This is a genomic window from Streptomyces sp. NRRL F-5650 (assembly GCF_000721365.1).
Taxonomy (GTDB): domain Bacteria; phylum Actinomycetota; class Actinomycetes; order Streptomycetales; family Streptomycetaceae; genus Streptomyces; species Streptomyces ardesiacus.
In genome coordinates this window covers 72,880-85,684 of record NZ_JOGV01000004.1, presented here as the reverse complement: position 1 = coordinate 85,684, position 12,805 = coordinate 72,880, and the positions used below count along the sequence as shown (strand labels likewise).

Genomic DNA, 12,805 nt, shown 5'->3' with positions numbered 1-12,805 from the left:
ACCCCCACCGCCCACCCGTGCCGCCCTGGGGGTACCTCCCAGGCCGTTCAGGCACCGGGGGAGGCACGACTGCCCGCAGTTACGCAGACACAAGGGCGGGCCCCGGGTCAGAAACCCGGGGCCCGCCCTGAACGTTGCCGAAGGCTACGCCGTACTACAGATCAGTTGTCGTCCTCGTCGATCAGGAAACCCCGCATGGGCGAGGGCGCCTGCCCCATCGGCGACGGCCCCTGCGGCCGCACCGGCGCCATCGGCTGGGTCATCGCGGGCGACATCTGCTGCTGCCCGCCGTAGGAGGGACCCGACTGGCTCGGACCGCTGCCCATCGACTGGTTGCCGCCGTAGGACGGGGCACTCGCGCCGGCCGGTGCCATCGAGGGCGCCGGGGACGGCGGCAGAGAGGCCGTCGCGGGCGTACGCGGCGGGGCGAGCGAGTCGTCCGCCTGCGTCTCCAACTGGCGGAGCTGCGACTCCAGGTACGACTTCAGCCGCGTGCGGTACTCGCGCTCGAAGCCGCGCAGGTCCTCGACCTTGCGCTCCAGCGTGGCGCGGGCGGACTCCAGGGAGCCCATCGCGACGCGGTGCTTCTCCTGCGCGTCCCGCTCCAGTGCGTCCGCCTTGGCACGGGCGTCGCGCTCCAGACCCTCGGCACGCGAACGCGCCTCGCCGACGATCTTGTTGGCCTCGGAACGGGCCTCGGCGATCGCCTGGTCGGCGGTCTGCTGGGCCAGCGAGAGGACACGCGCGGCGCTGTCGCCGCCGGGGCCGCCCTGACCGGGCATGCCGGGACCACCGGGGCCGCCGGGACCCTGCGGGCCGCCCATGGGGCCGCCCATCGGACCGGGACCCATCTGGCCCTGCATCGGACCCGGGCCCTGGCCCATCGGCCCCGGACCCTGACCCATCGGGCCGGGACCCTGCGGGCCACCCTGTCCGCCGGGGCCGGCGGGCAGTTGCGGAGCACCGCTCGGCAGCTGGGGCGGGCCACCCATGGGGCCACCCATCTGCTGCTGCGGCGGGCCCGATATGCCGGCGGGCACCGGAGCGCCGGGACCTCGCATGCCCTGCTGGGGCATGCCGCCCTGCTGCGGCGGACCCTGCTGCTGGTGCTGCTGCTGATCCTGCGGCGGTTCCGGAGGCTTGCGCATGTTCTGCTGGTTCTGCGCGGCCGCGCGGGTCGCCGCGGCCAGCTTGGCGCGCAGGTCCTCGTTCTCGCGGAGCAGTCGGGTCAGTTCGGCTTCGACCTCGTCGAGGAAGGCATCGACCTCGTCCTCGTCATAGCCTTCTCGGAGGCGGACGGTCGTGAACTGCTTGTTCCGCACGTCCTCGGGGGTCAACGGCATCTCTTCACCTCAACGTTGTCGTCGGCATTCGGCAAGCCCGTATCTCTCTCATCGATCACAGCCGGCTCACGATCGAGATCAGGATGTAGACGATGATCATCAGTACGAAGAAGGACAGGTCGAGCGCCACGCCCCCGAGACGCAGCGGCGGGATGAACCGCCGCAGAAGCTTCAGCGGTGGATCGGTGACAGTGTAGGTGGCCTCCAGGAGGACCACCATCGCCTTGCCGGGTTGCCACGAGCGGGCGAACTGGAAGACGTAGTCCATGACCAGCCGGAAGATGAGCACGATGAGGAAGCACATCAGCGCGATGTAGACGACATCCAGGACCACGCTCATGACCTGTGCTTCCCTCTCCCCTGAACCATGTGTCGGACCCTGTGCCGGGCCCGGGTTCTTGCTCTCTGCCGGTGGTGCGTCTCAGCTCTGGTTGAAGAACCCGCCCTCTGCGATGCGGGCCTTGTCCTCCGCCGTGACATCGACGTTAGCAGGAGACAGCAGGAACACCTTCTGCGTCACCCGCTCGATACTGCCGTGAAGACCAAACACCAAACCGGCCGCAAAGTCGACAAGTCGCTTCGCATCTGTGTCATCCATCTCAGTGAGATTCATGATCACCGGAGTGCCCTCACGGAAGTGTTCCCCGATGGTACGGGCCTCGTTGTAGGTCCGGGGGTGAAGTGTGGTGATCCGGTAGGGCTCTCGTTCGGACACGACCTTGGGCATGATGACCGGTGCGCTCTTTTCCAGGCTTGCGCGTTCTTGTGTGATGGACGCCACGGGCGCGATGCGCGCCGGACGACTCGATTCCGCCGCGAGCGAAGCGGAACGGGGCATCGGCTCGCGCTGCGCGGGGGGTTGTACGACTCGTACCTCTTCGTCCCTTTGGGGCTGGTGTGAACCGTGTGACTGGTGCGCCGGTTCGTGGCGCCGGTGGTCCCGCTCGGATTCCGGGTCCAGTTCGGGTTCGAAGTCGTCGTCGGGGTCGAACCCCCTGCCGTCGTACCCATCGTCCTCCACGAGGCCGAGGTAGACCGCCATCTTGCGCATCGCGCCGGCCATGCTCTGAGTCCTCCGCTCTGTGGTGGATCTGCCGACGACTCCAAGTGCCTGCGATCCACGAGGTCGTTGCGTCCGCCTTTCGGCGGTAATGACCATATTTTCTGCTGTGGTCCGACTTCTTGGCGACGTTACCCGAGCACGGGTCGGACTCCGAGTACCGCAGTGCCGACGCGTACATGTGTCGCTCCGGCGGCCACGGCCTGCTCGAGGTCCGCACTCATCCCCGCGGAGACCATGTTCGCAGCCGGATGGGCTCGGCGCACGCAGGTCGACAAATCCATGAGGTGCTCGAACGCCGCCTGTTGGCGGCCCGCGTACTCGCCGGTGAGCGGGGCGACGGTCATCAGACCGTCGAACCTCAGCCCGTCCGATCCGGCGACCAGGTCGGCCAACTCTTCGATTCCGGAGGGCGCGACGCCGCCGCGCTCCCCACGCCCGCTCTCGCCCGCGTCGAGCGCGACCTGGAGAAGGCACCCCACCTCGCGCCCGGCCCGCACGGCCTCCTTCGACAGGGCGGTGACGAGCCTGGCCCGGTCCACCGACTGCACGACATCCGCGTAACCGACCACGGAACGGACCTTGTTGGTCTGCAACTGGCCGACGAAATGCCACGAAAGCGGCAGATCCGAACAGGCTGCGGCCTTGGGCGCGGCGTCCTGGTCGCGGTTCTCCGCGACGTGCCGCACCCCCAGTTCCGAGAGAATGCGCACATCGTCCGCCGGGTAGGTCTTGGTGACCACGATGAGGGTCACGTCCTCGCGCGGGCGGCCGGCGGCCGCGCACGCGGCGCCGATGCGTTCTTCCACTTTCGCCAGATTCGCGGCGAGTTCGTGCTTACGGTCCGTCATGCCCATCAGTCCAGCCAGACATAGCCCGCGAGCCGCCCGGTGGTGCGGTCGCGTCGGTACGAGAAGTGGTCCTTCGACTCCCGGGTGCACACCGGCGACCGCGTCCGGTCGCGCACTCCGAGGCGTTCGAGCTGGGCGTGCACTCCGGCGCTCACGTCGAGCGCCGGAGTGCCCCAACTGGTCTCGGCGTACGCGGCCGGCTCGGCGGCGGCCACGTCGGCGCGCATCTCCTCGGGCACCTCGTAGCACCGGCCGCACACGGCGGGCCCGGTACGGGCGACGATCCGGGCGGGGTCCGCGCCGAGTCCGGTCATGGCCCGCACGGCGGCGGGGACGACTCCGGCGACCAGCCCGGGCCGGCCCGCGTGGGCCGCGGCGGCGACGCCGGCGACCGGGTCGGCGAGCAGCACCGGCACGCAGTCGGCGGTGAGGACGGCGAGGGCGAGTCCGCGTTCGGCGGTGACGACGGCGTCGACCCGCGGGACCGGGCGGTCCCCCCAGGGCGCGTCGACCACGGCGACGTCGGCCCCGTGCACCTGGTTCATCCAGACCACGCGGGCGGGGTCGGCACCCAGTGACTTGGCCGCCAGCTCCCGGTTGGCGGTGACGGCGGCGGGGTCGTCGCCGACCGCGCCGCCGAGGTTGAGCTCCTCGTACGGAACGGCGCTCACTCCGCCCCACCGGTCGGTGAAGCCGAAGTGCGCGCCGTTCACGGTGTCGCGCTGTCCTATCACTTCAGGAAGTCCGGCACGTCCAGTTCCTCGGCCGCGCTGTCCGAGTAGGTGCGGGACGGCGGGACCGGCGGCGCGGAGACCGGCGGCAGGTCGCTCACCGGCTCCGGCGCGGGGGCGGGCTCCGGCTCCTCCTTCGGCTTCACGCTGCCGAGCGAGCCGAAGGACGGGCGGCTCTCGGGCTGCCGGGCCGGAGCGGGCTCCTCGCGCTTGGCCGAGGCGGACCCGAGGACGTTGTCCCGCTTGGACGGCGGCTGGCCCCCGTCGAAGCCGGCCGCGATCACGGTGACCCGCACCTCGTCGCCGAGGGCGTCGTCGATGACCGCGCCGAAGATGATGTTGGCCTCGGGGTGGGCGGCCTCGCTGACCAGTTGGGCGGCCTCGTTGATCTCGAAGAGGCCGAGGTCGGAGCCGCCGGAGATGGAGAGCAGCACGCCCCGGGCGCCGTCGATGGACGCCTCGAGCAGCGGGGAGGAGATGGCCATTTCGGCCGCGGCCACCGCGCGGTCGTCGCCGCGGGCCGAGCCGATGCCCATGAGCGCCGAACCCGCCTCGGACATGACCGACTTGACGTCGGCGAAGTCCAGGTTGATCAGGCCGGGCGTGGTGATGAGGTCGGTGATGCCCTGCACACCGGAGAGCAGCACCTGGTCGGCGGACTTGAACGCGTCGAGCACGCTGACCTGGCGGTCCGAGATGGACAGCAGCCGGTCGTTGGGGATGACGATGAGGGTGTCGACCTCTTCGCGGAGTTCCGCGATGCCGTCCTCGGCCTGGTTGGCCCGGCGCCGTCCCTCAAAGGTGAACGGGCGGGTGACCACGCCGATCGTCAGGGCGCCCAGCGAGCGGGCGATGTTGGCCACGACGGGAGCGCCGCCGGTGCCGGTGCCGCCGCCTTCACCGGCTGTCACGAAGACCATGTCGGCCCCCTTGAGGACCTCCTCGATCTCCTCGCGGTGGTCCTCGGCGGCCTTGCGGCCGACGGCCGGGTTGGCTCCGGCGCCGAGTCCGCGGGTGAGTTCGCGGCCGACGTCGAGCTTGACGTCGGCGTCGCTCATCAACAGCGCCTGTGCGTCGGTGTTGATGGCGATGAACTCGACGCCCTTGAGACCGACCTCGATCATCCGGTTGATGGCATTGACACCACCGCCGCCGACACCGATGACTTTGATGACTGCGAGGTAGTTCTGCGGTGCTGCCACGTCGAAGGCCTCTCGCCTCGAGTTACGTGTCGCCCGACCGCCGAAGCACTGATGCCCCCGCGACCCGACGACTGATGCCGATTGGGACGGTCCGTAGCGCCGACCCGAACCCTAACGCTGAAGTTTAGGGTTACCAGTGTGTCTGTTCCTTGGACTCTTCCGAACAGGACACTAAGTCGACAAGTGGCGCACGTTCAACGAACACGCCGAACCTCCCGTTTTTCTTTTCACCCTATGTGATCAGCCGTAGCGCTGCCCAACCAGGGTGCTGGCCTGCGCGTATACCCGTCAACTCCCCGATGACGCCGGGGCGGTGGGAACACTGACGTCGAAGTGCCGTGCGTCGGGCGTCGCTTTCATGAGCGCGGTCAGCGCGCGGGCCTTGCTCACACCCTGCTCACCACTCCCCCACGACACGGACCGGCCGCCGCTCAGCTCCAGCGAGATGTCGTCGTAGGAACGGACCTTGACGAGCCGTGTGTCCCGGGCGACCTTGCCCGGGAGCCGGCCGGCCACCCGTACCGCCTCGCGCACCAGGCGGTCGTCGCCGAAGCGGCGCAGACTCGCCGCGGCGGAGCCGGAGCGGGCGGGTTCCAATTCGAGCTCGGGCACGCCTTTCGGAGCACGGGAAACCGTGGCGAAACGGACGCCTTCATCGTCCACTTCCACGAACTTTCCGCCCTTTTGCACAATCAGGACCGGAGTGCGCTCCGTCACTTTCAGTCCGATTCCGTGCGGCCAGGAACGCTCCACCTCGACCTCGTCAATGCGGGGCAATTTCCGGCGGAGCCGTGCCTCGATGGCGTCCGTGTCGACCGAGACCAGCGGGTCCCCGACCGGTACGTCGGCGGCCTCGCGCACCTGCTCGGGGGTCAGGACGCGGGTTCCGGAGACCGAGACGTCTTCCAGACGCGTCCAGTTGGAGCCGTAGAGGACCCAGACGGTTCCGCCCGCGACCAGGACGAGCGCGACGGCGAGGATGATGATCGTACGAAGACGGGGCGGGCGGAACCGGCGCGCGGGGGGCGGGCCGGACGATTCCTGCTGGCGTGCCCCGCGCTCGGCGGTGGTCGGTCCGGCCACGCTCCCTGCCTTCCGTCAGACGTGTCTAGCGGTGCGCACGGGCGGCGATCGCCTCGTACACCATGCCGACGAGGAGGTCGTCGGCGTCCCGGCGGCCGAACTCGGCGGCGGCGCGGGACATCTCGTACAGCCGGTGCGGGTCGGCCAGCACGGGCAGGACGTTCTGCTGGACCCACTCGGGCGTCAGTTCCGCGTCGTCGACCAGCAGTCCGCCGCCGGCCTTGACCACCGGCTGGGCGTTGAGCCGCTGTTCGCCGTTGCCGATGGGCAGCGGGACGTAGGCGGCCGGGAGCCCGACGGCGGAGAGTTCGGCGACGGTCATCGCGCCCGCGCGGCAGAGCATCATGTCGGCGGCTGCGTACGCGAGGTCCATCCGGTCCAGATAACTTACCGGGATGTACGGGGGCATCCCCGGCATCTGGTGGACCTGCGGCAGTTCGTTCTTGGGCCCGACCGCGTGCAGGATCTGGATGCCGGCCTGCTGGAGCCACGGCGCGACCTGCTGCACCACCTCGTTGAGCCGCCGGGCGCCCTGCGAACCGCCGGAGACCAGCAGCGTCGGCAGGTTGGGGTCGAGCCCGAACATCGCGCGGGCCTCGGGACGCGCGGCGGCGCGGTCGAGGGTGGCCACGGCGCGGCGCAGCGGGATGCCGATGTAGCGGGAGTTGCGCAGCTTGCTGTCCGGGGTGGAGACGGCGACCTGCGCGGCGTAGCGCGAACCGATCTTGTTGGCCAGGCCGGGACGGGCGTTGGCCTCGTGGACGACGATCGGCACGCCGAGGCGCTTGGCGGCGAGGTAGCCGGGCAGGGCGACGTAGCCGCCGAAGCCGACCACCGCGTCCGCCTTGGTGCGCTCCAGGATCTGCTCGGTCGCCTTGATGGTGCCGCGCAGCCGGCCCGGGACGGTGATCAGTTCGGGGGTGGGCTTGCGCGGCAGCGGTACCGCCGGGATCAGCGCCAGCTCGTAACCCCGCTCGGGCACCAGGCGGGTCTCCAGGCCGCGTTCCGTGCCCAGGGCCGTGATCCCCACGGTCGGATCCTGCCTGCGCAGGGCGTCCGCGAGGGCGAGCGCGGGCTCGATGTGGCCCGCGGTTCCTCCGCCGGCGAGTACGACATGCACCGAAATTCACCGCTCTCCGGACGAGCGCGCCGCCGAGGCGCGCCGTCGCATCGTGTTCCAACTCCGGGGGCTCCGCTTGGCCGCGGGTCCCCTGGCTCCCCGCTTTCTACCAAAGCGAGGTTGCCGCAACGCAAGCGCCGCCCGCGCACCGGGTTCGTCACGCGCGAAGGCGATCAGCAGCCCGATGGCGAACATGGTCGGCAACAGGGCGGAACCCCCGTAGGAGAACAGCGGGAGCGGGACACCGGCGATCGGCAGCAGTCCGAGGACCGCACCGATGTTGATCACGGCCTGGGCCGTGATCCAGGTGGTCACGCCTCCCGCGGCATACCTCACGAAGGGGTCCTCCGTGCGTCCGGCCACGCGGATACCCGCATAGCCTAGAGCCGCGAAGAGGGCGAGCACCGACAGCGTCCCCGCCAGGCCCAGTTCCTCACCGGTGACGGCGAAGATGAAGTCGGTGTGTGCTTCGGGGAGTTGGCCCCATTTCTCCACACTGGCACCGAGCCCGGAACCGAACAGTCCGCCCGAGGCGAGGGCGTAGATCCCGTGCACGGCCTGCCAGCAGGAGTCGCCGGGGCCGGGGTCGGTGGCGCCGAGGCAGTTGAGCCGGGCCATGCGGTTGGGGCTGGTCTTGATGAGGATGAAGCCCAGCACCAGGGCGATCGACAGCACCCCCGCGAACAGCCGGGTGGGCGCGCCGGCCAGCCACAGCATGCCGAACAGGATGGCCGTCAGAATGATCGCGGTCCCCATGTCGCCGCCGATCATGATGAGTCCGAGCAGCATGAACGCGGCCGGCACCAGCGGCACCAGCATGTGCTTCCACTGCGTCAGCAGCTTCTTGTCGTGCTTGCGGGCGAGCAGGTCCGCGCCCCACAGCACCAGGGCCAGCTTGCCGAACTCGCTGGGCTGGATCTGGAAGGAGCCGCCCAGCGAGATCCAGTTCTGGTTGCCGTTGACCGCCACTCCTATCCCCGGCACCTGGACCAGGATCATCAGGAAGACGGCACCGGCGAGGATGGGATACGCCAGCGCGCGGTGCAGCTTCACCGGCATCTTCATGGCGGCCACCAGCAGCCCCGCGCCGATCAGTGCCGCGAGGGCCTGCTTGCGGAAGAAGTACGAGCCGGGCAGCGAGAGCTGGAGCGCGGTGATCTGGGAGGCCGAGTAGACCATCACCAGGCCGAGCACCGTGATCAGCGCGCTGCCGCCGCAGATCAGGTAGTACGCGGTCAGCGGCCGGTCCCAGGCGCGGCGCAGGCGCAGGTACAGGCGGAGCAGCGGGTTCTCCTGCGGCGGCGGTCCCGGGGTGCCGGGTCGCTTGACGGCCGCCCGCTGTACGGGCGGACGCCCGGTGCGGCTCTGGGGACTACCGGGCATCGCTGCCTCCGCTGTACGTCGGCACGGACCGTCCCACGCGTCCTCCCGAGTTCACCCGGCGCGGGAGCGCGGCCGGGTCAGGCGCCGAGTTCGCGAACGGCCTGCGCGAACGCGTCACCGCGCTGGTTGTAGTTGGTGAACATGTCCATGGAGGCGCAGGCCGGGGCCAGCAGCACCGTGTCACCGGGCCGGGCGAGCCGCCGCGCCTCCTGGACGGCCTGGAGCATCGCACCAGTGTCGGTCCGGTCGAGGTCGACCACGGGTACTTCGGGGGCGTGTCGCGCCAGGGCTTCGCGGATCAGGGCGCGGTCGGCACCGATGAGCACGACGCCGCGCAGCCGCTTGGCCGCGCCCGTGACCAGTTCGTCGAAGGTCGCGCCCTTGGCCAGCCCGCCGGCGATCCACACGATCGACTCGTACGCCGCCAAGGAGGCCTCGGTGGCGTGGGTGTTGGTGGCCTTGGAGTCGTCCACGTAGGCCACGCCGTCCACGTCGGCGACGTGCGCGATGCGGTGGGCGTCCGGCGTGAAGGCGCGCAGCCCGTCGCGCACGGCGGCGGCGGAGACGCCGAAGGCGCGGGCGAGGCCCGCGGCGGCAAGGGCGTTGGCGATGTTGTGCGGGGCCGGCGGGTTGACGTCCGAGACCTCGGCGAGTTCCTGGGCGTTCCTGTGCCGGTCCTCGACGAAGGCGCGGTCGACCAGGAGGCCCTCCACGACGCCGAGTTGGGACGGACCGGGGGTGCCGAGCGTGAAGCCGACCGCCCGGCAGCCCTCCTCCACGTCGGCGGCGCGGACCAGGTCCTCGGTCGCCTTGTCGGCGACGTTGTAGACGCAGGCGACGCGGTTGCCCTCGTAGATGCGGCCCTTGTCGGCGGCGTAGGCCTCCATGGAGCCGTGCCAGTCGAGGTGGTCCGGGGCGAGGTTGAGCACGGCGGCGGAGTGGGCGCGCAGGGAGGGCGCCCAGTGGAGCTGGTAGCTGGACAGCTCCACGGCCAGGACGTCGTACTCGGTGTCGCCGGTGACCGCGTCCAGCAGGGAGACGCCGATGTTGCCGACGGCGGCGGTGCGCAGTCCGGCCGCCTTCAGGATCGACGCGAGCATCTGGACGGTGGTGGTCTTGCCGTTGGTGCCGGTGACGGCGAGCCACGGCGCGGCCTTCCGGCCGTCCAGGCCGCGCAGCCGCCAGGCCAGTTCGACGTCGCCCCAGACCGGGACGCCGGCCTCGGCGGCCGCCGTGAACAGGGGCTTGGTCGGCTTCCAGCCGGGTGCGGTGACGATCAGCTCGGTGCCCTCGGGCAGCGTGTCCCCGTCGCCGAGGCGCACGGTGACGCCGAGCGCCTCCAGCTCCGCCGCCTGCGTGCGGGCGCGTTCGTCGTCGCCGTCGTTGACGACGGTGACGTGCGCGCCGAGCCCGTGCAGGACCTTGGCGGCCGGGACGCCCGAGACGCCGAGTCCGGCGACGGTGACGTGCTTGCCGGTGAATTCCGAAGGCACCGAGGAGGTCACTTGTCCGCTGCCCATCCCGCGTAGAAGAGGCCGAGTCCGACGATCACACAGATGCCCTGGATGATCCAGAAGCGGACCACGACAAGGACCTCGGACCAGCCTTTGAGTTCGAAGTGGTGCTGGAGTGGCGCCATCCGGAAGACCCGCTTGCCGGTGAGGCGGAAGGAGCCGACCTGGATGACCACCGACATGGTGATCAGGACGAACAGGCCGCCGAGGATGGCCATCAGCAGTTCGGTGCGCGAGCAGATCGCCAGACCCGCGAGCACACCGCCGAGCGCGAGCGAACCGGTGTCGCCCATGAAGATCTTGGCCGGCGAGGTGTTCCACCACAGGAAGCCGAGGCAGGAGCCCATCAGGGCGGAGGCGACCACCGCGAGGTCCAGGGGGTCTCTCACCTCGTAGCAGGCGCCCGGGTTGGTCAGGGTCAGCGCGTTGGCGCAGGACTCCTGGAACTGCCAGACGCCGATGAAGGTGTAGGCGCCGAAGACCAGGACGGAGGCGCCGGTGGCCAGGCCGTCCAGGCCGTCGGTGAGGTTCACGCCGTTCGACATCGCGAGGATCATGAACAGCGCCCAGATGACGAACAGCACCGGGCCGATGGTCCAGCCGAAGTCGGTGATGAACGACAGTTTGGTCGAGGCCGGGGTGTTGCCCCGGTTGTCCGCGAACTGCAGCGAGAGCACGGCGAAGGCGATGCCGACGATGAGCTGGCCGGCCATCTTCGCCTTGGCCCGCAGGCCCAGCGAACGCCTCTTGACGATCTTGATGTAGTCGTCGAGGAAGCCGACCAGGCCCATGCCCACCATCAGACCGAGCACCAGCAGACCGGAGAAGGTCGGCCCCGCGTCGATGTCGGGGTCCAGGTAGCCGGTGATGCCCTTGGCGAGGAAGTACGCGGCGACCGTCGCCAGGATGAAGGCGATACCACCCATGGTCGGCGTACCGCGCTTGCTGGCGTGCTCGCGCGGTCCGTCGTCCCGGATGTACTGGCCGTAGCCCTTGCGGGCCAGGAGCTTGATCAGCAGCGGGGTGCCGACCAGCGTCAGGAAGAGGCCAATGACTCCTGCGAACAGGATCTGCTTCATCATCGGGCGGCGACCTCACCCTCGGTGCCGGTCTCGAGCAGCGCCGAGGCGACGCCCTCCAGACCCACCGAACGGGACGCCTTCACGAGCACGACGTCCCCCGGGCGCAACTCGCTGCGCAACAGGTCGACCGCCGCCTGTGCGTCGGACACGTGCACCGACTCCTCACCCCACGAACCCTCGTTATATGCGCCCAGTTGCAGCCATTGGGCTTCCCTGCCCCCGACCGCGACGAGCTTGCTGACGTTGAGCCGGACGGCGAGCCGTCCGACCGCGTCGTGCTCGGCGAGCGCCTCGTCCCCGAGCTCGGCCATCTTGCCGAGCACCGCCCACGTACGACGCCCCTTTCCCATGGCGACGAGCGCACGCAGCGCTGCCTTCATGGACTCGGGGTTCGCGTTGTAGGCGTCGTTGACGACCGTCACGCCGTCCGGGCGCTCGGTGACCTCCATCCGCCAGCGGGAGAGGGAGCCCGCCTCGGAGAGCGCGGTGGCGATCTCGTCTGCGGACATGCCCAACTCGTGGGCGACGGCGGCCGCGGCGAGCGCGTTCGACACGTGGTGCTCACCGTACAGGCGCATGGTCACATCGCTTGCACCGGAGGGTGTGTGAAGGCTGAAGGAAGGCTGTCCGGTGTCCGTGAGTCGCACGTTCTCGGCGCGAACGTCCGCTTCGTCGGACTCTCCGAAAAGGAGCACCTTCGCCTTCGTTCGGGAGGCCATGGCCCGTACGAGGGGGTCGTCCGCGTTGAGGACCGCGGTGCCCCCCTCCTCGGCCGGCGGCAGCGCCTCGACGAGTTCGCCCTTGGCCTGGGCGATCTGCTCCCGGCCGCCGAACTCCCCGATGTGCGCGGAGCCGACGTTGAGGACGAGGCCGATCCTGGGCGGGGTCAGTTCGCACAGGTACCGGATGTGGCCGATGCCGCGGGCGCCCATCTCCAGGACGAGGAACTTCGTCTCGTCGGTGGCGGTGAGCGCGGTGAGCGGCAGCCCCACCTCGTTGTTCATGGAACCGGGCGTGAACACCGTGGGCGCCTTGCGGCGCAGGACCTGGGCGATCAGGTCCTTGGTGCTGGTCTTGCCGGCCGACCCGGTGAGGGCCACGAGGGTGGTGCCGAGGCGTCGCACGACGTGCCGGGCGAGGGCGCCCAGGGCGGCCTGGACGTCGTCCACGACGATCGCGGGCACGCCGACGGGGCGGGAGCCGAGGACGGCCACCGCACCCGCTTCGACGACCTGCGCGGCGAAGTCGTGGCCGTCCACCCGTTCGCCCACGAAGGCGACGAAGAGGCTGCCGGGCCCCGCTTCCCGGGAGTCCCGGACGACCGGCCCGGTGACCTCGGCGGACGCGTCCGGTATGTCGTGCATCCGCCCGCCGACGACTTCTGCGATCTCGGCGAGTGAGAGGGTGATCACAAGTTCGTCCCCTGGATCAGAATC

General features: G+C 70.2%; 12 protein-coding genes. All 12 read right to left on the bottom strand.

Annotated elements, in window-relative coordinates; all coding sequences use genetic code 11:
- Window positions 1-161 precede the first annotated feature (161 nt).
- The 12 genes from divIVA to IG88_RS0106235 all read right to left on the bottom strand — a co-directional run bounded on the left by divIVA (window position 162) and on the right by IG88_RS0106235 (window position 12,781).
- A complete protein-coding gene (divIVA, locus tag IG88_RS0106290; protein ID WP_030402174.1) occupies window positions 162-1,343 on the bottom strand; it encodes an apical growth/hyphal branching protein DivIVA in 1,182 nt (393 codons plus the stop codon).
- Between the two features lie 55 nt (window positions 1,344-1,398).
- Window positions 1,399-1,683: a YggT family protein gene (locus IG88_RS0106285; RefSeq protein ID WP_030402173.1), complete on the bottom strand. Its 285-nt coding sequence runs from the start codon at window positions 1,681-1,683 to the stop codon at window positions 1,399-1,401.
- A gap of 81 nt (window positions 1,684-1,764) precedes the next feature.
- Window positions 1,765-2,406, bottom strand: coding sequence for a cell division protein SepF (locus IG88_RS0106280; RefSeq protein ID WP_031035863.1), 642 nt, complete (start codon window positions 2,404-2,406; stop codon window positions 1,765-1,767).
- Between the two features lie 128 nt (window positions 2,407-2,534).
- Complete coding sequence (locus tag IG88_RS0106275; RefSeq protein ID WP_031035862.1) at window positions 2,535-3,254, bottom strand: YggS family pyridoxal phosphate-dependent enzyme; 720 nt, start codon at window positions 3,252-3,254, stop codon at window positions 2,535-2,537.
- A 5-nt stretch (window positions 3,255-3,259) separates the two neighbouring features.
- Window positions 3,260-3,988 carry a peptidoglycan editing factor PgeF gene (pgeF, locus tag IG88_RS0106270; protein WP_031035861.1) on the bottom strand — a complete coding sequence of 243 codons (729 nt, stop codon included), beginning with the start codon at window positions 3,986-3,988 and terminating at the stop codon, window positions 3,260-3,262.
- Window positions 3,985-5,187: a cell division protein FtsZ gene (ftsZ, locus tag IG88_RS0106265; RefSeq protein ID WP_030402169.1), complete on the bottom strand. Its 1,203-nt coding sequence runs from the start codon at window positions 5,185-5,187 to the stop codon at window positions 3,985-3,987. The genes pgeF and ftsZ overlap by 4 nt, the downstream gene beginning before the upstream one ends.
- A gap of 288 nt (window positions 5,188-5,475) precedes the next feature.
- Window positions 5,476-6,270 carry a cell division protein FtsQ gene (gene ftsQ, locus IG88_RS0106260; RefSeq protein ID WP_031035860.1) on the bottom strand — a complete coding sequence of 265 codons (795 nt, stop codon included), beginning with the start codon at window positions 6,268-6,270 and terminating at the stop codon, window positions 5,476-5,478.
- Between the two features lie 25 nt (window positions 6,271-6,295).
- Window positions 6,296-7,390 carry an undecaprenyldiphospho-muramoylpentapeptide beta-N-acetylglucosaminyltransferase gene (gene murG, locus IG88_RS0106255; protein WP_030402167.1) on the bottom strand — a complete coding sequence of 365 codons (1,095 nt, stop codon included), beginning with the start codon at window positions 7,388-7,390 and terminating at the stop codon, window positions 6,296-6,298.
- Window positions 7,391-7,396: 6 nt separating this feature from the next.
- Window positions 7,397-8,773: a putative lipid II flippase FtsW gene (ftsW, locus tag IG88_RS0106250; protein ID WP_031035859.1), complete on the bottom strand. Its 1,377-nt coding sequence runs from the start codon at window positions 8,771-8,773 to the stop codon at window positions 7,397-7,399.
- A gap of 77 nt (window positions 8,774-8,850) precedes the next feature.
- Entirely contained in the window at window positions 8,851-10,266 is a 1,416-nt protein-coding gene (murD, locus tag IG88_RS0106245) for a UDP-N-acetylmuramoyl-L-alanine--D-glutamate ligase (protein WP_107452074.1), read from the bottom strand.
- An 8-nt stretch (window positions 10,267-10,274) separates the two neighbouring features.
- Window positions 10,275-11,366, bottom strand: coding sequence for a phospho-N-acetylmuramoyl-pentapeptide-transferase (gene mraY / locus IG88_RS0106240; protein ID WP_030402164.1), 1,092 nt, complete (start codon window positions 11,364-11,366; stop codon window positions 10,275-10,277).
- Window positions 11,366-12,781: a UDP-N-acetylmuramoyl-tripeptide--D-alanyl-D-alanine ligase gene (locus IG88_RS0106235; protein WP_031035855.1), complete on the bottom strand. Its 1,416-nt coding sequence runs from the start codon at window positions 12,779-12,781 to the stop codon at window positions 11,366-11,368. Before IG88_RS0106235 ends, mraY begins: the two co-directional genes overlap by 1 nt.
- Window positions 12,782-12,805: the final 24 nt, after the last annotated feature.